The organism is Wielerella bovis (genome assembly GCF_022354465.1).
GTDB classification, from domain to species: domain Bacteria; phylum Pseudomonadota; class Gammaproteobacteria; order Burkholderiales; family Neisseriaceae; genus Wielerella; species Wielerella bovis.
On record NZ_CP092361.1, the window covers coordinates 2,070,915 to 2,094,353 of the forward strand.

At 43.7% G+C, this 23,439-nt stretch carries 22 protein-coding genes; 13 read left to right on the forward strand and 9 right to left on the reverse strand.

What is annotated here, in order from left to right; all coding sequences use genetic code 11:
• Positions 1-34 precede the first annotated feature (34 nt).
• A complete protein-coding gene (locus tag MIS45_RS10100) occupies positions 35-1,798 on the reverse strand; it encodes a bifunctional chorismate-binding protein/class IV aminotransferase (RefSeq protein WP_249450445.1) in 1,764 nt (587 codons plus the stop codon).
• A gap of 403 nt (positions 1,799-2,201) precedes the next feature.
• Between MIS45_RS10100 and MIS45_RS10105 the strand changes: the two genes are divergently transcribed.
• Together MIS45_RS10105 and MIS45_RS10110 are read left to right on the forward strand one after the other, a co-directional pair.
• Positions 2,202-2,708 carry a hypothetical protein gene (locus MIS45_RS10105; RefSeq protein ID WP_249450446.1) on the forward strand — a complete coding sequence of 169 codons (507 nt, stop codon included), beginning with the start codon at positions 2,202-2,204 and terminating at the stop codon, positions 2,706-2,708.
• Between the two features lie 90 nt (positions 2,709-2,798).
• Positions 2,799-3,398, forward strand: coding sequence for a Maf family protein (locus MIS45_RS10110; RefSeq protein WP_249450447.1), 600 nt, complete (start codon positions 2,799-2,801; stop codon positions 3,396-3,398).
• Positions 3,399-3,402: 4 nt separating this feature from the next.
• On the opposite strand, the gene MIS45_RS10115 is transcribed toward MIS45_RS10110, so the two are convergent.
• Positions 3,403-5,418 carry a BCCT family transporter gene (locus MIS45_RS10115; protein ID WP_249450448.1) on the reverse strand — a complete coding sequence of 672 codons (2,016 nt, stop codon included), beginning with the start codon at positions 5,416-5,418 and terminating at the stop codon, positions 3,403-3,405.
• Positions 5,419-5,707: 289 nt separating this feature from the next.
• Between MIS45_RS10115 and rsfS the strand changes: the two genes are divergently transcribed.
• The 4 genes from rsfS (at position 5,708) to MIS45_RS10135 (ending at position 8,699) form a co-directional block, all read left to right on the forward strand.
• On the forward strand, positions 5,708-6,103 hold the full coding sequence (gene rsfS, locus MIS45_RS10120) for a ribosome silencing factor (RefSeq protein WP_249443851.1): 396 nt from the start codon (positions 5,708-5,710) through the stop codon (positions 6,101-6,103).
• Positions 6,104-6,188: 85 nt separating this feature from the next.
• Positions 6,189-6,767 carry a hypothetical protein gene (locus MIS45_RS10125; RefSeq protein ID WP_249450449.1) on the forward strand — a complete coding sequence of 193 codons (579 nt, stop codon included), beginning with the start codon at positions 6,189-6,191 and terminating at the stop codon, positions 6,765-6,767.
• A 266-nt stretch (positions 6,768-7,033) separates the two neighbouring features.
• The gene (locus tag MIS45_RS10130; protein WP_249450450.1) at positions 7,034-7,873 is read left to right on the forward strand and encodes a segregation and condensation protein A; all 840 of its coding nucleotides are present in this window, start codon (positions 7,034-7,036) and stop codon (positions 7,871-7,873) included.
• Entirely contained in the window at positions 7,857-8,699 is an 843-nt protein-coding gene (locus tag MIS45_RS10135) for a DUF1853 family protein (RefSeq protein ID WP_249450451.1), read from the forward strand. The genes MIS45_RS10130 and MIS45_RS10135 overlap by 17 nt, the downstream gene beginning before the upstream one ends.
• Positions 8,700-8,757: 58 nt before the next feature.
• Here the strand turns inward: MIS45_RS10135 and dapD are convergent, their stop codons facing one another.
• Together dapD and gshA are read right to left on the reverse strand one after the other, a co-directional pair.
• Positions 8,758-9,579 (reverse strand): 2,3,4,5-tetrahydropyridine-2,6-dicarboxylate N-succinyltransferase, encoded by an 822-nt coding sequence (gene dapD, locus MIS45_RS10140; protein WP_249450452.1) that lies wholly within the window; start codon positions 9,577-9,579, stop codon positions 8,758-8,760.
• Between the two features lie 116 nt (positions 9,580-9,695).
• On the reverse strand, positions 9,696-11,042 hold the full coding sequence (gshA, locus tag MIS45_RS10145) for a glutamate--cysteine ligase (RefSeq protein WP_249450453.1): 1,347 nt from the start codon (positions 11,040-11,042) through the stop codon (positions 9,696-9,698).
• A 180-nt stretch (positions 11,043-11,222) separates the two neighbouring features.
• Between gshA and mltB the strand changes: the two genes are divergently transcribed.
• Positions 11,223-12,341 (forward strand): lytic murein transglycosylase B, encoded by a 1,119-nt coding sequence (gene mltB, locus MIS45_RS10150; protein ID WP_249450454.1) that lies wholly within the window; start codon positions 11,223-11,225, stop codon positions 12,339-12,341.
• Positions 12,342-12,521: 180 nt separating this feature from the next.
• Here mltB and MIS45_RS10155 read toward each other — a convergent pair whose 3' ends face one another.
• From MIS45_RS10155 to asd, 3 genes are all read right to left on the reverse strand, one after another.
• On the reverse strand, positions 12,522-13,019 hold the full coding sequence (locus MIS45_RS10155) for a YchJ family protein (protein WP_430472148.1): 498 nt from the start codon (positions 13,017-13,019) through the stop codon (positions 12,522-12,524).
• The gene (locus tag MIS45_RS10160) at positions 12,995-13,480 is read right to left on the reverse strand and encodes a YbaK/prolyl-tRNA synthetase associated domain-containing protein (RefSeq protein ID WP_249450455.1); all 486 of its coding nucleotides are present in this window, start codon (positions 13,478-13,480) and stop codon (positions 12,995-12,997) included. Before MIS45_RS10160 ends, MIS45_RS10155 begins: the two co-directional genes overlap by 25 nt.
• Before the next feature lie 260 nt (positions 13,481-13,740).
• The gene (asd, locus tag MIS45_RS10165) at positions 13,741-14,853 is read right to left on the reverse strand and encodes an aspartate-semialdehyde dehydrogenase (protein WP_249450456.1); all 1,113 of its coding nucleotides are present in this window, start codon (positions 14,851-14,853) and stop codon (positions 13,741-13,743) included.
• Positions 14,854-15,710: 857 nt separating this feature from the next.
• On the opposite strand from asd, the gene MIS45_RS10170 reads away from it, so the two are divergent.
• From MIS45_RS10170 to MIS45_RS10180, 3 genes are all read left to right on the forward strand, one after another.
• Positions 15,711-16,052, forward strand: coding sequence for a hypothetical protein (locus MIS45_RS10170; RefSeq protein WP_249442513.1), 342 nt, complete (start codon positions 15,711-15,713; stop codon positions 16,050-16,052).
• 84 nt (positions 16,053-16,136) lie between these two features.
• Positions 16,137-17,399: a UDP-N-acetylglucosamine 1-carboxyvinyltransferase gene (murA, locus tag MIS45_RS10175; protein WP_249450457.1), complete on the forward strand. Its 1,263-nt coding sequence runs from the start codon at positions 16,137-16,139 to the stop codon at positions 17,397-17,399.
• A 190-nt stretch (positions 17,400-17,589) separates the two neighbouring features.
• A complete protein-coding gene (locus MIS45_RS10180) occupies positions 17,590-17,781 on the forward strand; it encodes a hypothetical protein (RefSeq protein ID WP_249442515.1) in 192 nt (63 codons plus the stop codon).
• A gap of 41 nt (positions 17,782-17,822) precedes the next feature.
• On the opposite strand, the gene leuS is transcribed toward MIS45_RS10180, so the two are convergent.
• On the reverse strand, positions 17,823-20,456 hold the full coding sequence (leuS, locus tag MIS45_RS10185; RefSeq protein WP_249450458.1) for a leucine--tRNA ligase: 2,634 nt from the start codon (positions 20,454-20,456) through the stop codon (positions 17,823-17,825).
• A gap of 289 nt (positions 20,457-20,745) precedes the next feature.
• Positions 20,746-21,204 carry a c-type cytochrome gene (locus MIS45_RS10190; RefSeq protein ID WP_249446840.1) on the reverse strand — a complete coding sequence of 153 codons (459 nt, stop codon included), beginning with the start codon at positions 21,202-21,204 and terminating at the stop codon, positions 20,746-20,748.
• A 79-nt stretch (positions 21,205-21,283) separates the two neighbouring features.
• Here MIS45_RS10190 and MIS45_RS10195 point away from each other — a divergent pair, with 79 nt between their 5' ends.
• The 3 genes from MIS45_RS10195 (at position 21,284) to yiaA (ending at position 23,436) form a co-directional block, all read left to right on the forward strand.
• Positions 21,284-22,132, forward strand: a complete 849-nt coding sequence (locus tag MIS45_RS10195) for an SDR family oxidoreductase (RefSeq protein WP_249450459.1) — start codon at positions 21,284-21,286, stop codon at positions 22,130-22,132.
• Positions 22,133-22,202: 70 nt separating this feature from the next.
• Positions 22,203-22,916 carry a bifunctional 2-polyprenyl-6-hydroxyphenol methylase/3-demethylubiquinol 3-O-methyltransferase UbiG gene (ubiG, locus tag MIS45_RS10200; protein ID WP_249450460.1) on the forward strand — a complete coding sequence of 238 codons (714 nt, stop codon included), beginning with the start codon at positions 22,203-22,205 and terminating at the stop codon, positions 22,914-22,916.
• 31 nt (positions 22,917-22,947) lie between these two features.
• Positions 22,948-23,436: an inner membrane protein YiaA gene (yiaA, locus tag MIS45_RS10205; RefSeq protein WP_249450461.1), complete on the forward strand. Its 489-nt coding sequence runs from the start codon at positions 22,948-22,950 to the stop codon at positions 23,434-23,436.
• The last annotated feature ends 3 nt before the right edge of the window (positions 23,437-23,439 follow it).

Consider the following 23,439-nt stretch of genomic DNA (forward strand, 5'->3'; position numbering starts at 1 on the left):
CAATTTAAAAGGCAGCCTGAAAAAATCGGCTCAATCATGACGCATCAAGCAAAACTTCCATCCAACCACGCAGCGCATTGCCCACGCAAATCTTATCCGCCCGATACAACATTTCACGCGTAATATATGCCGCTTTGGGTTTCAGGCTGCTTTTTGCCAGCGCAATACTCGGTAAAATGTCCAAATCCGCTGCGGGCGTGAGCCATTGATTATCCAGCAAAATCATCACGCTGCTGCGACCTCCTTCCAACAAAAAACCATCTTCGTTAAACAACAGCGCATCAAACGCGCCATGCTGTTCCGCTGTTTGCCATGCTGCATCAAAGACTGCCCGATGCGTGGTTTTGTGGCGGCGCAAACTATCGTGGCGCGGCAAAATCGTGTCGCTGATGCGAATACGTTGTTGTCCCGATAAAGGCGCAAGTGGCGCGTATTCGGTGTTCAGGCTGCCTTGTGGCGATAAACTTAATTTGATGCGATACACTTTATCCGCCGCCATATCGGACAAAATCGCGCGCACGCAATCTTCCGCCGCTGCCGCATCAAATGGAATATTCAGCGCGTGCGCCGATTGTGCCAAACGCGCCAAATGTTCGGGCAGCCATGCAATCGCGCCCTGTTCGCCGCGCATGGTTTCAAACAAACCGCATTCAGGGCGCAATTCGCGGATAAATCGTGCTTTCCAACCACATTCTGCATATTCGTCCGCCGCTTGGCTGTCTATCACAATGCCGCTGCCCACGCCGTATGTGCCATCAAATGTGCCATCGTGGTGCGGCGATAATTGCAGCGTGCGAATTACCACATTCAGGCAGCCTGAAAAGCCCAATTCGCTATCGGTTTCAGGCTGCAAAAAGCCAATACTGCCCGTGTATAAGCCGCGTGGCGTATCTTCCAATTGTGCGATGATTTCCATGCTTTTGCGTTTGGGCGCACCCGTGATACTGCCGCACGGAAAGGCAGCCTGAAAAATTCGCGCAACCGTTGTTTCACGCGGCACACGCGCTTCCACGCGGCTGGTCATTTGCCACACGCTGCCAAACGCGTTTACCGCAAACGGCTCGGGGACGGATACGCCGCCAATATGCGCGATTTTGCCCAAATCGTTACGCAATAAATCCACAATCATAGTATTTTCGGCGCGATTTTTCGGGTCATTTTGCAGGATTTGAGCGCGTTCTTGGTCGTGTCCATCGTGCAAAATCGGTGCTGTGCCTTTCATTGGTTCGGTGATGATTTTCCCTGTGGATTCAATGCGTAAGAATAATTCTGGCGAAAAACACAATGTCCATGTGTTTTCAGGCTGCCTTGCCAATGCTGCATAAGGCACATTTTGGCGCAAACGTTGATATAGGCGCATCGGATCGCCATATGTTTGCATATTTAAACGCAAAGTGTGATTGATTTGATAGGTGTCGCCGCGTTGAATGGCAGCGTGAATCTGCGCGATGTGTTGGCAATATTCGGCTTGTGAAACATTGAGTTGCGGTGTGGATAAACCTGCTGGTTGTGCGCTGGCATGTTGCGTGAGCCAATCGTCCACATTCGCCACAATGTTGCGCGTTTTGAACCACAATATTTTCAGGCTGCCTGTGTGTGATGCAGGCAATTTTTGCAGCGGCAAACCCAATTCATAATCGGCAAACAAGGCGCAATATAAGCCGTTTGCCCACGCGCGTTGCAAATGTGTATCCAGTTGCGGCAGTTGTTCGGCAGTCAATTTATCTTGATAAACAAAATCTTGCAAAACAAATGCATGTGCTTGGCGTGCATCGTCAAATAATACAAATGGGGACATGATTTCAGGCTGCCTGATGAAAAAGGGGAATTATATAAATAATAGCAATAAAAGGCAGCCTGAAAATAAAGTTTCACAAAATCTATAATCGTTTGAAATTAACGCAGACTGTTCATTTAAAACGATTATAAATAGATTTTCAGGCTGCTTGATGATTCATAACATGAAATCACGCAATCGCAACAGAATTTTGCGCAAATGGGACTAGGCAACGTGGTGAGTTTGCATTAAAAATACACCCTAGCCTATTTATCTTTTAATCTATATTTTTGATATAGTGAATTCAATTTAAACCAGTACAGCGTTGCCAGCTCCCTTATGTACTATGTGTACACGGCGGTCGCTGTCGCCTTGTCCTGATTTAAATTGAATCCACTATACAAATAACCATGAAGGAAACATCATGAACAAATTATTCAGCACACTCGCCATCGGTACAATGCTATGCTCCCTTTCAGGCTGCGTGGTTGCAGATGATTCCGTGCATTATGATGTCGCAGCGGCGCGCAATATCGGTACAAAAAATTGGCTATTTTTCAGCGCAAGCGATGGTTATTATTATGACCAACATTACAATCGCCTACCCTATGGCTATCGCCCAACCAGTCAAGTACGCATTCGTCACATTAACAACATAGACGATTATCGTCGCCAACACACTAACTGGAATCATCCCACTAAAAATCGACCCACGCGCCCGACCCCTGAACAATGGCAGCAACAAGAAATCCACAATGAAGTGGAATATTGGCAAAAACGTCGCCAAAACCAAATGCAGCAACCTAAGTTGCGCCAACAAAGCAATAATGTCATACAGCGTTCCAATCATCAGACACGCTCAGAACAAAAGCCATCATTGCGCACCACCATTGATTCATCGAATCATCGCCCACCTCGTTATCGTTATTGATACCATTTAACTTTTAGATTTCAGGCTGCCTAAATAGTTAATTTTTGGCTACCATAATCTTTTTCCCACCAAATATGGATAAATCCTAAAATGACTGCGACACACGAAATCCTACTCGCTTCCGCCAGCCCACGCCGCCGCGAAATTTTGCACAATTTAGGCTACACCGTACAAACCGTTGCCGCCGATATTGACGAAACCCCACGCGCCAACGAAACCCCACACGATTATGTTTTGCGCTTGGCAAGCGAAAAAAATCGCGCCGTGCGAGCCAAGCATTTTTCTGACGATTTGCCGATTGTTAGCGCTGATACCAGTGTGGTACAACATGGCAAAATTTTGGGCAAACCCGAATCCAAAATACACGCCGCGCAAATGCTGACTGCGCTTTCAGGCTGCACTCATCAGGTTTTAACAGCGGTATGCGTATCATTTGGCGAACATGAATACGCGCTGGTGCAACAAAACGATGTGCAATTTAAAATTTTGTCGGTGGACGAAATTTCGGCGTACATTGCGACTGGCGAGCCGATGGATAAAGCAGGCGCATACGGCATTCAAGGCATTGGCGGCGTATTTGTGGCGCATCTATCGGGCAGCTTTACAGGCGTGATGGGCTTGCCTGTATTTGAAACGGTAGCATTACTGAGTCGTTGTGGGGCTAATGTACCGCCGTTTCAGGCTGCCTGAAAAATTATTCTGCAATATTGGTTTGTTCATGCGACATGAGTTCTTGTCCAACATTCGCCAATAAATTCAGATATAAATCATACTGTTTCAGTATATCCGCAATCAATTCTTTTTGTGTCATATATTGAACATCATAACCATCACGTCCATCGCCAAAATAAGTCATTGGCACATAATGTTCTGCGTCTTGAATATGCGGCAAATGTCTGTCTTCTACTAATTGCGTGGCAATTTCCTGACGTACAGACTTGATGCCATAAACAAAATCGCGCATGGTGCCTTTGGTAATAACCAGTTCAACCGCTGGTTCATCTTGTGTCAATAGAATATTGATTTGCGCGTTCATATTGTACACATCAACCAACTCTTGTTTCAGCTCATGCATGGCGGGTAATGCTGTTTGCTTCAAAAATTGGACAATGTCTTCTTCTTGGGTTTGATTCATCATTTGTTGTAACCGCTCTTTCCAAAGTTCGCCAGTCCAGAAAATACTGCTTGGATTAACAGCGGTTTCAAAATATTTTTTATCGTTATGCAAACCTTGCCATAATGCCATTACCATCACAATCATTAAAACAGTAAAAGGCAAAGCACTAATTAAAGTCATGGTTTGCAAAATACTCAAACCACCTACACCCAATAAAGCAATGGCTACTGCCGACATTAATATACCCCACATTATGGCTTGCCAGCGTGGCGAAGCCAAACTTTTATCGCGAGAGGCAATATTGTTTAACACATAAATACCTGAATCAGCTGATGTAATAAAAAATAAAGAAATAATCGTCAATGCAACTATGCTACTCAATGTTGGCAAGGGTAAATGATTCAAAAATAAAAACAACAGTTGTTCAGATGTAACACCATCGGCTGTCAAAGCACCATGTGCAACATGGGTATCTAGCCAAATTGCGCTGTTGCCAAATATGGTGAACCATAACACACAAAATAAACTAGGAATGGCTAAAACACCAAAAATAAATTCACGAATCGTGCGACCGCGAGAAATACGAGCAATAAATAAACCAACAAATGGCGACCATGAACACCACCATGCCCAATACAAAACCGTCCAACCTGTAAACCATGAGGTATTTTCTGGCTCATAGGCATATGTTTTAAAACTTAATGACACTAAATTCCCAAAATAAGTACCCAAATTATCGCTAAATGCATTCAATAAATGCAACGTAGGTCCAGAAAATAAAACAAACAACATCAATGAAATAGCTAAAACCAGATTGGTTTCACTTAATATTTTTACACCTTTACCTACACCTGAAATGGCTGACAATACAGCCAAACTCATCACAATAATAATGACTACAAACTGTAAACCAAAACTGTTTTCCGTTATCCACCCAATTTGCTGCAAACCTGAACCCATTTGTGCTGCACCAAACCCCAATGTGGTAATAATACCAAACAGGGTTGAAATTAACGCCATAATATCAATGGCATCTCCTATTTTTCCGTTAATTTTTTCTTTTAATAATGGATAAAAACATGAGCGCAATGCCAATGGTAATTTGTAACGAAAACCAAAATATGCCAATGCCAGCGCAATAATGCCGTAAATAGCCCATGCATGAATACCCCAGTGAAATACGGTATGCAAGATGGCTTTTTGCGCATTATCTTTGGCAATCGGTGTAGCAAAATGTGCGAGCGGTTCAGCAACTCCAAAAAACATCAAACCCACACCCATACCTGCGGCAAATAACATGGCTAACCATGAAATAAAACCAAATTCAGGTTCTTCTTCATTGCTCCCCAATTTGATGCCACCAAATGCGCTGAGTGAAAGCAAGATTAAAAATAACAAAAAAGTAGAAAAAGTAATGATATAAAACCAACTAGCATATTGAAAAATTGCATTTTTTACCCCATTCAAAACGGCTTGCGTATCTTGCGGTAAAAACAATACAGCGATTAATAACGTACTGACTAATCCTAATGTAGTGCTAATAACGGTAAAATTAAATGATGATTTTTGCTGGATAAATGTCCGAATATTCATAAATTACCTTTTGTTTTTGATTCAAAAAAAGAGTTAAAAATTCAAAAATCATTTTCAGGCTGCCTGAAAACAAAATTAGAAAATTCAATCCATATTAACCGTATTTTTACAATTATATCATAAAATCAATATGTTACAAAATTCATTTATTTTCAATTAGTTAGACTATTTTCATTCTAATATATTGTTTTATAAGCTACATCTTATGACCAAAATACACCAACATAATCCGTGTAAACGCGGTATAATCGCGCCCAATTTTTCTAAACAGTCAAACCGAGTAACACAAATGAATGAACAAGAATTCCAACAATATTTACAAAAAATGGTAGATACCGCCGTTAATGCGCTAGAAGATGTGAAAGCCAAAGACATTGTAGTGTTGGATACCAGCACCAAAACATCGCTGTTTCAACGCATGATTATTGCCAGCGGCGACAGCACGCGCCAAGTGAAAGCATTAGCTAACAATGTGGCGGTGGATTTGAAAGAAGCAGGTTTCACCATTTTGAGTAGCGAAGGTCAAGATAGTGGCGAATGGGCATTGGTGGATGCCGATGATTTGGTGGTGCATGTGATGCTACCAGCAGTACGCGATTTTTACGATATTGAAGCCTTGTGGGGCGGTGAAAAACCTTCCTTTCACGCAGGGGCAAACAAACCTTGGCATGCCGCAGATAATTGATTTTAAACCATAAACACCTGTTGATTATTTTTCAGGCTGCCTTTGTTATAATCAACATTATTCATACAATCAACAAGGAAACATTATGTCATACAAAATAACCGCATTATTGATTGCCGCCACATTAGGTATCAGCGCGTGCAATAACGGTACACCTGAACAAACAAGCGTTGTTCCTGCAACCGATTCTGCGACAGCTTCTACGCCCACCGTTGCCAGCACGCCTGTTGTAGCTGAAATCAAAAGCAGCGATGGCGCAGTTAGTTTCACACCCAATGGCGATTTTGCCGACAAATTAAGCGATGCCGCTTTTGGTGCAGACAAAAACACCACTTTGTTGCAATACGATGAAAGCCGCAATTTGACCCTTTCAGTCGTGGCATCGGGCAAAGTTAAAGGCACGGCGGAAGACTTTTTCGGCAGCCTGAAAAAAAACATTGAAGCGGATAAAACAGTCAGCAACGCACAAATTGACAAAGCAGCAAACAATCAAATCGCGTATCGCTTTACCCACCCAGAAGCAGACGGCAAACCCGCTGCCAACGAAAGCTGCATCACAGCGGTTTCGGCTGATGGCGTTATCCACACAGCTTGCGCAACCAGCACCGATTTGTCTGCTGATGAATTGAAAGATGTGGTAGCCAATAGTTTGAAATTTAACTAAATTTGCATCAAAATAGGCAGCCTGAAAATAAAAATAGTTTTTTCAGGCTGCCTTTATTTTATATTTGTTTAATATGCAGCCTGAAACCTTTGCAAAACATTTAGAACACCTACCACGCCGTCATTCCCGCGTAGGCGGGAATCCAACTTTAATTTTAAGAAACAAAAGTTTGTGAAGCTCAACGATGGATTCCCGCCTACGCGGGAATGACGACATAGTGAAAGTTGCCGGAGTTTCGCAAAGGTTGCAGCCTGAAAATGAAAAATATGAATGAAAACAAAACCATCGCCTATATTTTCGGGCAAGCCGTAACCGATATTCCGCCAGATTTGTTTATCCCACCCGATGCGCTTCAAGTGGTGTTATCCAGTTTTGAAGGTCCATTGGATTTGCTTTTGTATTTGATTCGTAAGCAAAATATTGATGTACTGGATATTCCGATGGTCAAAATTACCGAGCAATATTTAAGCTACATCGCGCAAATGGAAGCACAACAATTTGATTTGGCAGCAGAATATTTGCTGATGGCGGCGGTATTGATTGAAATTAAATCGCGCTTATTGTTACCGCAGCCTGAAAATGTGGTGTTGGAAGAAGAACTTGACCCGCGTGCGGAATTGGTGCGCCGTTTGTTGGCGTATGAACAAATGAAATTGGCGGCGCAGGGTTTGGACGCTTTGCCGCGTGCAGGGCGTGATTTTGCGTGGGTGTATTTGCCGCTGGAAATGGCGGTGGAAGAGCGTTTGCCCGAAGTGCAAGTGGCTGATTTAACACAGGCTTGGTTGGCGATTTTGTCGCGCGTGAAACATCATCAACATCACGAAGTGGTGCAAGAAGCGGTGTCGGTGCGCGAGCGTATGTCGGCGATTTTACGCCAGTTGAATACGCAGGGAACGTGCGTATTTTCGGCATTGTTTGAGCCAGAAAAAGGCGCCGCGGCGGTGGTGGTGAATTTTATTGCCTTGCTGGAATTGGTGAAAGAAGGTTTGGTGCGCGTGGTGCAGGAAGCGGCGTATGCGGAGATTGAAGTGCGCTTGGCGGACGGTGCATTGGGTGTAGAAATCGTGGAAAAAACACAGGAAAACGAAGATGAATTACGCGCTTGATGCGATTTGGTGGCGGCTGGAAAATCCGCATATTCGGGCGTTGGCAAGTTTGCTGACTGCGCCGCCTTTGTGGACAACAGGTTGCGAATTGCCTGTGCGCGAATTATTAGGCGAACAAGGTTTCAGGCTGCTGTTGGCGTGGAACGATGATAATCTTTTCAGGCTGCCTGAAAACGCGCATTCACGTTTGGGACATTATGCGGAAGATTTGTTGGCGTTTTGGTTTACCCACGCGCCACATAGTCGTTTGATTGCGCATGATGTCAAAATTGGTTCGCGTGAGAAAAATTTGGGTGCATTGGATTTTGTGGTCGTGCTTTCAGGCTGCGTTTATCATATTGAATTGTGTTGCAAATATTATGGTGCAGCCGATGGGCAGCCTGAAAATATGTTGGGATTAAATCGTGAAGATAAATTACTGCATAAATATCATAAATTAAATCAACAAATTGCGCTTTCAGGCTGCCTTGAAGGGCGAGCAGCATTGGCGGATTTGGGTGTAGATGCGGATACGATTCAGCGTGTTAGCGTGGTGCGTGGTGTGGGTTTTGCGCGTACGGGCGTGTTGCCCGAAAACGCGATTTATCCGCCAAATGCATGGCAAGGCGTGTGGATTGATGATGCGACACAATGGCAGCAATTTGACGAAGATGCACGATTTTATCCGCTCAATCGCATGGAATATCTTGCGCCTGCACGTGTGGCGTTGGAACAAACCATCAATCGGGAAATGGTGGCGCAATCTGGTGATGGTATTTACGCGCACGTTGCGCTGCGCCCTGATGGTTTTTTGCATGAAATTCAAAGAATTATGGTGAAAAAATAATGTAAGGCAGCCTGAAAACTATTTCAGGCTGCCTGTTATATTTATCTAAAACAAAAAATTACACGCCACGCAACAATTCATTCACGCTGGTTTTACTGCGGGTTTTTTCGTCCACTTTTTTCACAATAACGGCGCAATACAAACTATGCGAACCATCTTTGCTTGGTAAGTTACCTGATACCACAACCGAACCTGCTGGCACGCGACCATAATGGATTTCGCCTGTTTCGCGGTCATAAATGCGCGTAGACTGACCGATGTACACGCCCATAGAAATCACACTGCCTTCTTCCACAATCACGCCTTCCACGATTTCCGAACGCGCACCGATAAAGCAATTATCTTCAATAATCGTTGGTGCCGCTTGCAACGGTTCCAACACGCCGCCGATACCCACGCCACCGCTCAAATGCACGTTTTTACCAATTTGTGCGCAAGAACCCACCGTTACCCAAGTGTCCACCATCGTGCCTTCATCTACATACGCACCAATGTTCACATAAGATGGCATCAACACAGCATTTTTCGCCACAAAACTGCCTTGACGCGCCACCGCACCTGGGACAACACGGAAACCAGCAGCCTGAAAATCCGCTTGCGACCAGTTGGCAAATTTGGTCGGCACTTTGTCAAAATAACGGTTCACACCATCATCACTCATCACATTTTCCTGAATGCGGAACGACAGCAACACCGCTTTTTTCGCCCATTCATTTACTTTCCAATTACCCACGCTTTGACGTTCTGCCACGCGCAAAACACCGCTATCCAATTGACGCAAAGTTTCCTGTACCGCTTCTTTCACTTCGGGCGTAACATTAGCAGGCGTGATTTCCGCACGATTTTCAAACGCGGTTTCAATAATTTGTTGCAAAGACATCGTTTTATCCTTTGAGATGTGGTTAAAAAAAGAAAATCGGATTGTAGCGCAAAAATAGTTTTCAGGCTGCCTATTATTATCATTTAGGCAGCCTGAAAACTATTTTATGGCATATTTTATGCGTTTTGTGTCAATTCCAACGAAGCTGCCAACAAGGATAAACGCGCCATCACGCCATACACATATAAACGATTGGAAGCACAATCGGGTTGTTCCGCATTTGGACGTGCCATACCCAATTCGTCCCATTGCTCAAACACACGTTTGCAGGCTTCTTGCGTTTCCGTATCATTCGCGCTACCAGCATTCGGAATACTGCCTTCCAATGGCACAAACACCATGCCCCCTGCATTCAAATTCTCATCATTGCTACGCCCTTCGTGGACACGGAAAAAACCGCCAATCACAAACCTGTCCATCATATACACCACAGGTTCGCATACCGCATTGTCCAAAGTCTCGTAAGTATAAATCCCTTCCTGAACAATCACTTCCGATACTTCCAAACCTTCTTTGACTTTCGCCATTTTATTGCGATTTTTGCGATTCAAGCCGCGCACTTCGTCCGCCGATTTCACGCTCATCACGCCCATGCCATAGGTGCCAGCATCGGCTTTCACAATCACAAAAGGCTTGTCGGTAATGCCTTTTTCATCGTATTTGGCTTGGATTTTTGCCAACACGCGTTCTACTGCATCTGCCAAAGCATCTTCGCCTTCGCGTTCTTGAAAATCTAGTCCGCCCACATATTCAAAATAGGGATTAATTTGCCATTCATCTATTTGTAATAATTCAGCAAATTGTTTGGCGACTGTGTTGTAGGCTTCAAAATGCTTGGTTTTGCGGCGCGTTGTCCAGCCACCGTGTAGCGGTGGCAAAATGGTTTGCGATACGCCTTGCAGAATTTCGGGCACACCACCTGATAAATCATTGTTTAATAAAATAAAACAAGGCGAAAAGCCATCAGCCAAATGAATGCGCTCACGAGTACGCAATAAAGGTTCAATCAGTAATTTATCGCCGTGTGCCGTCTCAAATTCGGTTGCTTCGGTCAATTCGGGATTGAACGAGCCAATGCGTACCACAAAACCCGCGTTACGCAAAATATCTGCCAACGCAAAAACATTCTGTAAATAGAATGTGTTACGCGTATGATTTTCGGGAATCAATAAAACAGATTTGGCGGTTTCACAAGCGCGTTCTACTGCGTCTTGGGTGGCGATGGTGGCGAGTGGAATAAAATTGGGGTTCAGATTATTGAATCCCCCTGGGAAGAGATTCATGTCTATGCTTGCCATTTTGTAGCCAGCATTGCGAATGTCTACCGAGCCATAAAAGGGTGGTGTGTGTTCCTGCCATTGTTGGCGAAACCATGCTTCAATGCGGCTGTGATTTTGCAGGATTTTTTGTTCAAAATCTTGTAAATAATGTGCATAATCTTTTGAAATAATAGGTAATTTCATATCATTTTCCTTGTGTGATAGGCAGCCTGAAACATGGCTGCGTATTTAAGTGTGCTGTAATTATACACGCATGTATGTTTTTCAGGCTGCCTTAAATATCCTTAAAAATATCAGGTAAATATCAGGCAGCCTGAACGATATTTTGTTAAAATAATATCATTCTTAACATACTGAACCATTATGAAAACAGCTATTTACTCTCTTTCCGTCGCGTTGGTTTTGTCAGCATGCAGCAGCGAATTGCAACCAGTTGTGCAAACTACACCAGCACAAGACCCAATTATGGACATTTTGAATCATCGTCCACAAGCTGTGCCAGCACCTATAGCGCAGCCTGAAACACCATTTTTCAATCAATACGTTGCACCTGTTTCGCAAACAGGTTTTCTAGCCAATCCGAATGTGCAAGCATTTATTCAGTATCAAAATCGCGTCAATGGTTTGGATATCAATTATTTAAACGATTTTTTCTCACGCGTGAATTATCGTGGCAATTTGATTAACATCATGAATCGTCCTGCCACTTCTACGCCATGGTATAAATTCCGTACAGGTAATTCTGGGGCGGCAAAAGTCAGCGCAGGGCGCAGTTTCTATGCGCAAAATCGTGCTGCAATTGATGCTGCGGCAGCACAATATGGTGTACCAGCAGAAATCATCACGGCAATTATTGGCATTGAAACCAATTACGGCAAAAATATGGGTAGCGTGCGAACAGGCGATGCTTTGGCAACTTTTGCGTTTGACTATCCACGACGTGGCGCGTTTTTCCAAAAAGAATTGGGCGAATTTTTGAAAATGGCACAAGAAGAACGTCGCGACCCATTTAGTTTTACAGGCAGTTTTGCAGGTGCGATGGGCATGCCACAATTTATGCCATCTAGTTTCCGCAAGTGGGCAGTGGATTTTGACCGCGACGGTCGCCGCAATATTTGGAATAATGTGCCAGATGTGGCGGCATCGGTGGCAAATTATATGCGACAACATGGCTGGCAGCCCAATGGCAGAATGATTGTACCTGTGCGTGTACCGAATACGGCACAAATTCAGGCTTTGGTAGATGAAAAAACGGCGTTAAATTATACGGTTGGACAGTTGCGTCAAATGGGCGTACAGCCTTTACAGCCTGTGGCGGATAATGAGCGTGCGTTGTTGTATCGTTTAGAAATTTCACCCAATCAATATGAATATTTTATTGGTTTGAACAATTTCTATGCGGTGTGGCAATATAATCACAGTCGTATGTATGTTACAGCAGTACGCGATATTGCCAATGGTATCAGCGGTGGTAATTTATAGTGAATCCACTATATATGGTGGATTCAATTTAAATCAGGACAAGGCGACAGTGACCGCCGTGTACACATAGTACATAAGGGAGCTGGCAACGCTGTACTGGTTTAAATTGAATTCACCATAAAACATAAAAAGCAACCTGAAAATGTTTTCAGGCTGCCTTTTTTCAAATATTTCAAACCATTATTTAAAAAATTGTCCACAACATGCTTTAAATTTCTTGCCCGAACCGCAAAAACATGGCGATTTCATAGTGGGCAATGGCACAGTCGGGTCAATAAAATACCACGCACCCGAAATCTGTACAAATGCCGATAATTCACGATGTTCATGGGCTACACCATTTTCGGCAAATCGTGCTGTAAATTCCACTTGTGCGTGTTGTGGTGCGATTTTGGCAATATGGCGATGCACCGTTAAACCCAACCATTGCGCAGTATGTGACCATTCGTGAATACTTTGTTTATCCAAAAGATTTTGTTGCGCAGGGACAGTGGTCTCAATTAGATAATCTATTTTATGCAAAACATAAGCCGCATAACGTGAACGCATCAACTGTTCCGCCGTTTCAGGCTGCGTGATATGGCGATGAAATGGCGCACAACAATCAGCATAATTGTGGGAAGATTGGCAAGGACACGGCATCATTTTTTCTTTCAGGTAGCCTGAAATGCAATCCATTCAGGCGCAGCAATTCGGACATAATCTTGTGTATTCAAAATAATAGAACGTTCTAATGTACCCGCATTGAAAGCAATTTCATCAAACCGTTCTTGTAATTCAGGGTCGGCAATCAAGCGTAATTTTTCGTGAAAACTAAATGGCGGTATGGCACCAAAAACGCAATCAGTTAATTCTGCTACTTCTTTTGGGCTGGCGAGCGAGGCTTTTGTACCACCCAATGCTTGTGCCAAGCGTGTCAAATCCGCTTGCTTATCGGCAGGTAGAACGGCTAATACGGTGTGCTTGACACCTCCACCGCGTACCACACAAACTAATGCTTTTGCACCCTGCCCCACTTCGGTACCACGAATTTTAGCAACCTCTTCTGATTTGCCTGCACTTGGATGTTCTATTATCCGAAAACATGCTTGATTTTGTGTCAATAAGGCACATAATGTATCAAAAGTATGTTGCGACATATTGTTTCCTGACAATCGTTTAAAATAAAAACAGTACAGCCTTACCAGCTTCCTATGTACTCAGATGTACACAGCGGTTGCTATCATTTTATAGTGGATTCAATTTAAATCAGGACAAGGCGATAGCGACCGCCGTGTACACATAGTACATAAGGGAGCTGGCAACGCTGTACTGGTTTAAATTGAATTCACTATATTTTAAACAACCCTATTATTTCAGGCAGCCTGAAAAATACATTTTCAGGCTGCCTGAATATTTCTTACAAATTACCTAAAATAATGCGTAATACACGACGTAATGGCTCTGCTGCGCCCCACAGCAATTGGTCGCCTACGGTAAATGCGCTGATGTATTCACCACCCATTCCCAATTTGCGAATGCGTCCCACAGGTGTGGTCAGCGTGCCTGTTACGGCGGCTGGAGTTAAATCGCGCATAGAGGCTTCTTTGGTATTGGGTACAACTTTGGTCCAATCGTTTGCGCTGGCAATGATTTCTTCAATTTCTTTTAATGGCAAATTTTGTTTCAATTTTAAAGTGATGGCTTGGCTGTGGCAACGCATTGCGCCCACGCGCACGCACAAACCGTCAATCACAATCGGTGAAGTGGTGCCCAAAATTTTGTTGGTTTCCACGCCGCCTTTCCATTCTTCTTTGGATTGACCGTTGCCCAAATCAGCATCAATCCATGGAATCAGGCTGCCTGCAAGCGGTACGCCGAAATTTTCTTTTGGATAATTATCCGAACGCAAGAAATCGGAAACTTTTCGGTCAATGTCCAAAATGGCACTAGCAGGGTCTGCCAATTCGCTGGCAACTTGGCTGTGAATGGCACCCATGCCGCTAATCAATTCACGCATGTTTTTTGCGCCTGCGCCCGATGCGGCTTGGTAAGTCATGCTGCTTGCCCATTCCACCAAGCCATTTTGGAACAAGCCACCCAATGCCATTAACATCAAAGAAACTGTGCAGTTGCCACCCACATAGTTTTTCACGCCGTTTGCCAAACCTGCATCAATCACATTGCGGTTTACTGGGTCAAGCACGATGATGGCATCGTCTTTCATGCGCAGTGTGGAAGCAGCATCAATCCAGTAGCCATTCCAACCGCTTGCGCGTAAGGGTTCAAAAACGACTTTGGTGTAATCGCCACCTTGGCAGGTTACGATGATGTCCATTTTTGCCAATTCCTGAACATTGTTGGCATCCAATAATGTTTTATTGGCTTGTCCAAAATCAGGCGCATTACCGCCCACATTGGAGGTTGTGAAAAAATATGCATCAGGAATATGAGCGAAATCATTTTCTTCACGCATACGCTGCATCAGTACCGAGCCGACCATGCCACGCCAGCCAATAAAACCTACTTTCATGTTTATGCTCCAAAAAAGAATGAATGGGGAAAGGTTGCGTATAGTCGTTTAAAATCCACGTTGGTTACCTTGTCTTATTTTTATTTTAAACGACTATGACATAACTATCTGTATTCAAAATCTGAATCATGTTTATTGCGTTGGTTTTGCACGTCAATCGTTTTGATACTGGCGCGATACAAATGACAATAAAATTATCAATCTTATGAACACAGGTTCTCATTTTTTCAGGCTACCTTTAAATTGTATTTTGATGCAAAGGCAGCCTGAAAACGATTGTTGAGTAATCAAACGATGTTTTAACTGTTTGTAAGGAAATTGTAAAGTAATTTTATCGTATATTATTTGCAATGATGTAGAATCAAGACACAAAAATTCAGGTTGAAACTTTTATCGTTATTACATTTCTTCGGTCATCTACACTCAAAATCTTTCCTATTTCTTGATATAGTCGTTTGAAATTAACACAACAGCGTTACCAGCTCCCTTATGACTATGTGTACACGGCGATCACTATTACCTTATCTTATTTCTATTTTAAGCGACTATATTTTAACCGACCATCGTAATATGCTGTTTTTGTTTCTATAACCTTGAACTGTATGCCAATTTAGGGTTTCCCAAGGTTTCAGGCAGCCTTACAGCACACGACAAAAATCTTTCAGGCAGCCTGAAACCTGTCCTAATCTTTCGCTGATTGGACAGATTTGGTAAGTCTGCTGCCTTTTAATACACAACAAAAACACCATGCAACCTACAATAGATTGTTTTCCGCTATAATTGTGCCATTTTTTTGTGTTTGATTTTTTGTTACCCAGCGTTTCAGGCAGCCTGAAACAAATTTTCAAAAATACAAAATGATAAAGAAAAAATATCGCATAAAACGCACTCATAATGATATAGGAATGCGCTCATCATCAAAATTAAGCGGTGCATCGCTCATTTGCCTGTTTGCGCCAGTTTGGGTGCCGATAGTGTGGCTAGATGGATTGCCATTGTCTAATTTTAAGGGTGAAACTGAATTATTTCTTGGATTGTCGGTAGGTTTACCATTTTTGCCCTTTATTATTTTTGTTTGTAGCGATAATTCAAAAGACTTAAAAACTTATTTGATTTGTTTGTTGCTGGCAAGCCCATTCTTGGTTGTTGCAGCATTTATTCTATGGTGGATTGCAGCAGCAAGCAGATATGGTCCATGATTAAATAATTGACTTTTCAGGCAGCCTGAAAAATCAACTTAAACAATTATTTTATTGATTTTATTAACAGAAAGATTTTCTCAAATGGATAAATTAAAAATCACCGCCAACGGTAAATTAAACGGCGAAATCATCGTATCGGGCGCGAAAAATGCGGCTCTGCCCTTGATGTGTGCGGGTTTGCTTTCAAATGGTACATTGCGTTTGAAAAATGTCCCCATGTTGGCAGACGTGAAAACCACGCAAAAATTGCTGCAAGGCATGGGAGCGCGCGTTTTGACCGACAATATTTCTGAATTTGAAATCAATGGTGGTACGGTAAACAACACTTGTGCGCCTTATGATTTGGTACGCACGATGCGCGCGTCTATTTTGGTTTTGGGTCCGACTTTGGCGCGATTTGGTCAGGCAGAAGTGAGTTTACCAGGGGGGTGCGCGATTGGTGCGCGTCCCGTAGACCAGCATTTGAAAGGCTTGGAAGCCATGGGCGCGGAAATCGTGATTGAACACGGTTATGTGAAAGCCAAAGCCCCCAACGGCAAATTAAAAGGCGCGCGCGTGGTCATGGACGTGGTAACGGTGGGCGGTACGGAAAACTTGCTGATGGCAGCGACTTTGGCGCAAGGCACGACCGTGTTGGAAAACTGCGCGGTTGAACCCGAAGTGGTGGATTTGGCGGAATGCTTGGTGAAAATGGGCGCGAAAATTCAAGGCATTGGTACGCAAACCATGACCATTGAAGGCGTGGACGAATTGCACGGCTGCGAACACAGCGTCGTCCCCGACCGCATTGAAGCGGGCACATTCTTGTGCGCTGTGGCGATGACGGGCGGCAAAGTGGTGTTGCGTAACGCTGCGCCCAAAACCATGGAAGTGGTGTTGGACAAATTGGTGGAAGCAGGTGCCATCATTGAAGCGGGCGATGACTGGATTAGCATTGATATGCAGCAACGCCCCAAAGCCGTGAACATTCGCACAGCCGAACACCCCGCGTTCCCGACCGATATGCAGGCGCAATTTATGGCAATGAACGCAATCGCAGAAGGCACAAGCAAAGTTACCGAAACCATTTTTGAAAACCGCTTTATGCACGTTCCCGAATTAAACCGTATGGGCGCAAACATTTCTGCCGAAGGCAACACGGCTTTGGTGCAAGGCGTGGCAAAATTGTCGGGCGCAACGGTGATGGCGACCGATTTACGCGCGTCCGCCAGCTTGGTTATGGCAGGTTTGATTGCCGATGGCGAAACCATTGTTGAACAAATCTACCACCTTGACCGTGGCTACGAGCATATTGAGAAAAAACTCGGCGGCGTGGGCGCGAAAATTGAGCGCATTCATGGATGAATACAGTACACGACAATTTGTAGATTGGGCATTCATGCTCGACCTACAATTTTTCGCTTTGCAACGGTTTCTGACTGTATTTTAAGCAAATATAAGGCGACAGCCATGTACCATATGTACACGGCGGTCGCTATCGCCTTATCCTGATTTAGTGAATCCACTATATTTAAAACGACTATAGTAAAGACAAATGATGAAAAATACTTGGAAATACTTGCTACTGATTTTTTGGTTAAATGCTTGCGCGACGACCGCACCATCTAATCCGCATACACCCCAACGCTCCCCTTCACAAAAAGTCATTCGTGCTGCAAATTGGATTGTGTATGTGCCATTGTGTTTTATGTATGGCATTTGTCCTGATATTTCAGAAGATGAATAGGCAGCCTGAAACTATTTTCAGGCTGCCTATTTTTCATTAAATTAAACTACGATATTCACCAAACGTTTCGGCACCACAATCACTTTTTTCGGTGCATTGCCTGCCAAGAATTTGATTGCACCCGCAGTTGCCAAAGCGGCTGCTTCAACCGTGGCATTATCCGCATCAGCTGGTACGGTAATTTTGTCGCGCAATTTACCGTTCACTTGCACCATCAACTCAATTTCCGTTTTCACCAATGCAGATTCATCGGCGACTAACCAGCTTTCTTGCCACAATTTGCCGCCAGATACCAATTCACCCCACAATGTTTCACAAATATGCGGCACAATCGGTGCAAGCAAAATCAACACGGCTTCAATCACTTCACGCGCTACTGCTTGACCTTCCACGCTGCTGGTATCGGTTTTATCGTATTGATTGAGCAATTCCATTACCGCTGCAATCGCCGTGTTAAACTGCTGACGACGATCGTAATCATCGGTAACTTTGGCAATCGTGCTGTGCAATTTAAAACGCAACTCTTTCAGGCTGCCTGAAAGCGCATCATGGCTGCCTGCAAATTTGCTGACATTTGTACCACCTTGTTGTACAAATTCGTACACTGTGCGCCACAAACGATTCAAGAAACGGTACGCTCCTGCCACACCTGCTTCCGACCATTCCAAAGATTGCTCGGGTGGCGATGCAAACATCATAAACAAACGTGCTGTATCCGCACCATAAGCATCAATAATTTGCTGTGGATCCACGCCATTGTTTTTAGATTTGGACATTTTTTCCACACCACCGATTGTCACAGGTTGCCCATCTTCTTTTAAAATCGCGGCAACAGGACGACCTTTTTCATCGGTTTGTACATCTACATCGCTAGGATTAAACCATTGTTTTTTACCGTCTTCTTTTTCACGATAATAAGTGGCCTGCAACACCATGCCTTGCGTTAATAATTGTTTGAATGGCTCGCGCACGCCAATCATACCTTCATCATTCATCAATTTGGTGAAAAAACGTGCGTACAACAAATGCAAAACAGCATGTTCAATACCACCAATGTATTGATCCACTTGTTGCCAATATGCTTGTGCAGACGGTTCAATCATGCCACCTTCAAATTTAGGCGACATGTAACGGAATTGATACCAGCTAGATTCATTGAACGTATCCATGGTATCAGTTTCTCGCTTAGCAGATTTACCACAATTTGGACAAGTGGTTTCATAGAACTCGGGCATTTTGGTTAAAGGCGAACCCGAGCCATCTGGTACGACATTTTCAGGCAGCACAACAGGCAAATCTTGTTCAGGAACAGGCACATCGCCACAATCATCACAATGAATAATTGGAATCGGGCAACCCCAATAGCGTTGGCGCGAAATACCCCAATCACGCAAACGATATTGCGTTTTCAGTTCTCCAGCCTTAGCAGCCTGCAAAGCTGCGCCAATTTGTTCAAAGGCAGCCTGAAAATTTAAACCATTGAATTGATTGGAATTAACCAGTACGCCATTTTCTTTATCTGCATACCATTCTTGCCATACTTTTGCGTCAAACGTATTATCACCCACGCTAATCACTTGTTTAATCGGCAAATTGTATTTATTGGCAAATTCAAAATCGCGTTCATCGTGCGCAGGCACAGCCATGACCGCACCATCGCCATAACCCCACAACACATAATTGGCAATCCACACTTCCAATTTATCGCCATTCAAAGGATTAACAACATAACGTCCTGTTGGTAAACCTTTTTTCTCCATAGTCGCCATATCCGCTTCGGCAACCGAACCTGCTTTACATTCAGCAATAAAGGCTTGCAATTCAGGATTATTTTCTGCCGCCGCCGTTGCCAAAGGATGTTCTGCCGCCACCGCAACATAAGTCGCACCCATTAACGTATCAGGGCGTGTGGTGTATACCTGCAAATAATCTGCATATTCGCCCGACAAACCTGCTTTGCTATCGTCTGCCACCGCAAAACGCACGGTCATACCGCGTGATTTGCCAATCCAGTTGCGTTGCATGGTTTTAACTTGTTCAGGCCAATCCAAGTCATTCAAATCGTTCAACAAATCTTCCGCATAATCGGTAATGCGGTAGTAATACATCGGAATTTCGCGTTTTTCTACTAACGCACCCGAACGCCAACCACGACCGTCAATCACTTGCTCATTTGCCAACACGGTTTGGTCAACAGGGTCCCAGTTTACTGTGCCTAATTTTCTGTAAACAATGCCTTTTTTGAACAATTTAGTAAACAGCAACTGTTCCCAACGATAATATTCAGGGCGACAAGTTGCCAATTCACGTTCCCAATCCAATGCAAAACCCAGCGATTTAAGCTGTTGTTTCATATAATCAATATTAGAATATGTCCACGCAGCAGGAGCAACTTGACGGTCAATAGCAGCGTTTTCGGCAGGCATACCAAAAGCATCCCAACCCATAGGTTGCAACACATTGTAGCCTTGTAATTGTTTGAAACGTGAGCGTACATCGCCAATCGTATAATTACGGACGTGTCCCATGTGCAATTTGCCACTTGGGTAAGGGAACATAGACAAACAGTAGAATTTAGGTTTGCTTGTATCCTCTTTGACGTTAAACGCATGATTTTCTGCCCATTTTTGTTGAGCAGCAGGTTCAATTTGGGAAGGTTGATATTGTTCTTGCATGATTTGGTTTCGCTTTAATTAAATGTTTGCAAAATGATGTGCAATTATAACAGTTTCTATGTTTTTCGTTATCTTGAACTTTGTTTCAGGCTGAAACCTTTGCAAAACTCAAAATTATAGGTCGAATTCTTGAATCCGATATTTCTCACATTTAACAAATATTTGTTTTAATTTGAAAATCATCAGATACAAGAATCCAACCTATACATTTTCAGGCTGCCATATTTTTAATCAGCATATCGCGAAGAAATATGTTACAAATAGAAATTCTATGCAGGTTTAATCCAAATTATTTCGGCGCACGATAAGCATCATGACAAGATTTGCAACTTGCCCCTGCTTCGCCATACGCGGCTTTAATTTGTGCCAAATCACCACTTTGTGCTGCCGCGTTCAATTTATCCACCGCTGCCAAAAATTTATCTTGTTCAGCTTTAAATTCATCGGGTTTTTCCCAAATTGCAGGTAAAGCATCACCGTTGCCTTTCGGGTCATTTTGGAAATAATCAAACGGCGCACGCGCTTCGTCTTGGAAACTGCTTGCCAATGTTTTGAATTTTTCTACTTCGTATGCGTCTTCGCCCTTAACGACTTTGCCCATGCTGGAAAATGTTGGCATAAACGATTTGAACGCAGTTGTGCGGTTTTGCGAAATATCGCCTTTACCACCAACCTGCCCATTTGCGCCACTTTGTCCGCCACATGCGACTAAAAATAAAGCTGTGAATAAAATTGCTGTGTACTTCATGGTTTTACATTCCTTTAATGAGTGTTATGATTTCAGAAATTGAACATCATACCTGATTATTCACAGAAAGGAACACATCATGGCTATTTTAATTACGGGCGCATCAGCAGGTTTTGGTGCAGCAATGTGTCGTGCATTTGTGCAAGCAGGTTATCCTGTGATTGGTGCGGCACGGCGTTTGGACAAATTAACTGCGCTGCAAGAAGAATTAGGTTTCTTTTTTCAACCTTTGGAAATGGATGTGGCTGATAAACAATCCGTTGATTTGGCATTGAAACATTTAGAAACGCTGCCTGAAAAATTTCAACAGATTGATTGTTTGATTAACAACGCAGGTTTGGCATTGGGTTTAGAACCCGCGCATGAAGCCAATATGGAAGATTGGGAAACCATGATTCATACCAATATTTTGGGTTTGACTTATTTAACGCGCCAAGTGTTACCGCAAATGGTGGAACGCGGCGATGGTTATGTGATGAATTTAGGTTCTATTGCAGGCACTTATCCCTACCCAGGGGGCAATGTATACGGCGCAACCAAAGCCTTCGTGCGCCAATTTAGCTTGAATTTACGCGCTGATTTGCAAGGCAAAGGCGTGCGTGTCAGCAATATTGAACCAGGTTTATGCGGTGGCACAGAGTTTTCCAATGTGCGCTTCAAAGGCGATGATGAACGTGCGGCAAAATTGTATGAAAACGTGGATTCCATTCAAGCGGAAGACATTGCACGCACGGCGTTGTGGCTGTATCAATGTCCGAAACACATGAATATCAATGCGATTGAAATTATGCCGGTGGCGCAAGCATTTGGTGCATTGCCTGTTACGCGTAAAACGCAGCCTGAAAATGTAGCGCAAACAACCCAAACGGCTGCACCAACCGAAGGGCAACAAGGTTTTTTCAGCAAATTGGCTTCTTTATTTAAATAAAATGGTTTTCAGGCTGCCTAAAATATAAAAGAAGGCAGCCTGAAAAAAACAAAATGTAACAGGAAATACCATGTCTCAAATCAACATAGATGCCGCAGAAATTGAAAAATTCAGCCAACTCGCCGCCAAATGGTGGGACAAAACGGGCGAATTTAAACCGCTGCACGACATCAATCCGCTGCGTTTGGATTATATTGACCAGCACGCGCACTTATCAGGTAAAACCGTGTTGGACGTTGGCTGCGGTGGCGGCATATTAAGCGAAAGCATGGCATTGCGTGGCGCAGAAAACGTGTTAGGCATTGATATGGCAGAACTTTCTTTACAAACTGCCACCACCCACGCCACCGAACAAGCGGTTAATAATGTCCATTATCGTTGCATCAGCGTGGAAGATTTGGCGCTGGAAATGCCGCACGCGTTTGATGTGGTAACGTGCATGGAAATGTTGGAACACGTTCCCGACCCTGCATCGGTTATTCGCGCCTGCGCCAAATTGGTCAAACCCGATGGTTGGGTATTTTTTTCCACGCTCAACCGCAACGCCAAATCGTATATTCACGCCATTGTAGGCGCGGAATACATTTTGAATCTTGTTCCCAAAGGCACGCACGATTGGCAAAAATTCATCGCGCCAGCCGAGTTGGCACGCATGGCACGTTTGGCGCAATTAAATGTTTCAGGCTGCATGGGCATGTCATATAACTTATTGAGCAAAAAATATTTTTTGTGTGATGATGTAAGCGTGAATTATATGATGGCGTGTCGTAGTATGGCAGCCTGAAAAAATAGTTTGAAGAACAGGAGCATATAAAATGAGACCACAAGATTTTTGGCAAGAATTGGAAGAAATGAAACCCACTTCCGCATTTACTAGCGCGGCTTGGTGTGTGTTGGCGATTGGTGCGATTGGTGCGATTGCATTTTTGGTCGGCATTATTCGGGTGGACACATTGGCATTGAGTGAAAAAGGGTTTTACGTTGCCGTGCTGTCGTTGGGTTTATACGCAGCGATTAGTTTGCAAAAAACCCTGCGCGACCGCGCAGAAGGCTTGCCCATTTCCGATATGTATTACAGCATCAGTTGGGGCGCATTGGCTCTGGCGATATTTTTGCTGGTTATCGGTTTGTACAATTCCGAATTACAACTAAACGAAAAAGGGTTTTACGGCTTGGCATTTACGCAAAGTTTGTTCGCCGTTATTACCATTCAGAAAAATTCGCGCGATATTCAGCGCATCAATGATTTGTTGGCGCAACGACATGGTGCGCGACGAAATATGAATACGGTGGAAGAAGATTAATTT

Bases quoted from the DNA above. Each gene is read 5' to 3' on its own strand.
- MIS45_RS10100 (WP_249450445.1), bottom strand. From the start codon at position 1,798: ATGTCCCCATTTGTATTATTTGACGATGCACGCCAAGCACATGCATTT.
- MIS45_RS10105 (WP_249450446.1), top strand. From the start codon at position 2,202: ATGAACAAATTATTCAGCACACTCGCCATCGGTACAATGCTATGCTCC.
- MIS45_RS10110 (WP_249450447.1), top strand. From the start codon at position 2,799: ATGACTGCGACACACGAAATCCTACTCGCTTCCGCCAGCCCACGCCGC.
- MIS45_RS10115 (WP_249450448.1), bottom strand. From the start codon at position 5,418: ATGAATATTCGGACATTTATCCAGCAAAAATCATCATTTAATTTTACC.
- rsfS (WP_249443851.1), top strand. From the start codon at position 5,708: ATGAATGAACAAGAATTCCAACAATATTTACAAAAAATGGTAGATACC.
- MIS45_RS10125 (WP_249450449.1), top strand. From the start codon at position 6,189: ATGTCATACAAAATAACCGCATTATTGATTGCCGCCACATTAGGTATC.
- MIS45_RS10130 (WP_249450450.1), top strand. From the start codon at position 7,034: ATGAATGAAAACAAAACCATCGCCTATATTTTCGGGCAAGCCGTAACC.
- MIS45_RS10135 (WP_249450451.1), top strand. From the start codon at position 7,857: ATGAATTACGCGCTTGATGCGATTTGGTGGCGGCTGGAAAATCCGCAT.
- dapD (WP_249450452.1), bottom strand. From the start codon at position 9,579: ATGTCTTTGCAACAAATTATTGAAACCGCGTTTGAAAATCGTGCGGAA.
- gshA (WP_249450453.1), bottom strand. From the start codon at position 11,042: ATGAAATTACCTATTATTTCAAAAGATTATGCACATTATTTACAAGAT.
- mltB (WP_249450454.1), top strand. From the start codon at position 11,223: ATGAAAACAGCTATTTACTCTCTTTCCGTCGCGTTGGTTTTGTCAGCA.
- MIS45_RS10155 (WP_430472148.1), bottom strand. From the start codon at position 13,019: ATGGATTGCATTTCAGGCTACCTGAAAGAAAAAATGATGCCGTGTCCT.
- MIS45_RS10160 (WP_249450455.1), bottom strand. From the start codon at position 13,480: ATGTCGCAACATACTTTTGATACATTATGTGCCTTATTGACACAAAAT.
- asd (WP_249450456.1), bottom strand. From the start codon at position 14,853: ATGAAAGTAGGTTTTATTGGCTGGCGTGGCATGGTCGGCTCGGTACTG.
- MIS45_RS10170 (WP_249442513.1), top strand. From the start codon at position 15,711: ATGATAAAGAAAAAATATCGCATAAAACGCACTCATAATGATATAGGA.
- murA (WP_249450457.1), top strand. From the start codon at position 16,137: ATGGATAAATTAAAAATCACCGCCAACGGTAAATTAAACGGCGAAATC.
- MIS45_RS10180 (WP_249442515.1), top strand. From the start codon at position 17,590: ATGATGAAAAATACTTGGAAATACTTGCTACTGATTTTTTGGTTAAAT.
- leuS (WP_249450458.1), bottom strand. From the start codon at position 20,456: ATGCAAGAACAATATCAACCTTCCCAAATTGAACCTGCTGCTCAACAA.
- MIS45_RS10190 (WP_249446840.1), bottom strand. From the start codon at position 21,204: ATGAAGTACACAGCAATTTTATTCACAGCTTTATTTTTAGTCGCATGT.
- MIS45_RS10195 (WP_249450459.1), top strand. From the start codon at position 21,284: ATGGCTATTTTAATTACGGGCGCATCAGCAGGTTTTGGTGCAGCAATG.
- ubiG (WP_249450460.1), top strand. From the start codon at position 22,203: ATGTCTCAAATCAACATAGATGCCGCAGAAATTGAAAAATTCAGCCAA.
- yiaA (WP_249450461.1), top strand. From the start codon at position 22,948: ATGAGACCACAAGATTTTTGGCAAGAATTGGAAGAAATGAAACCCACT.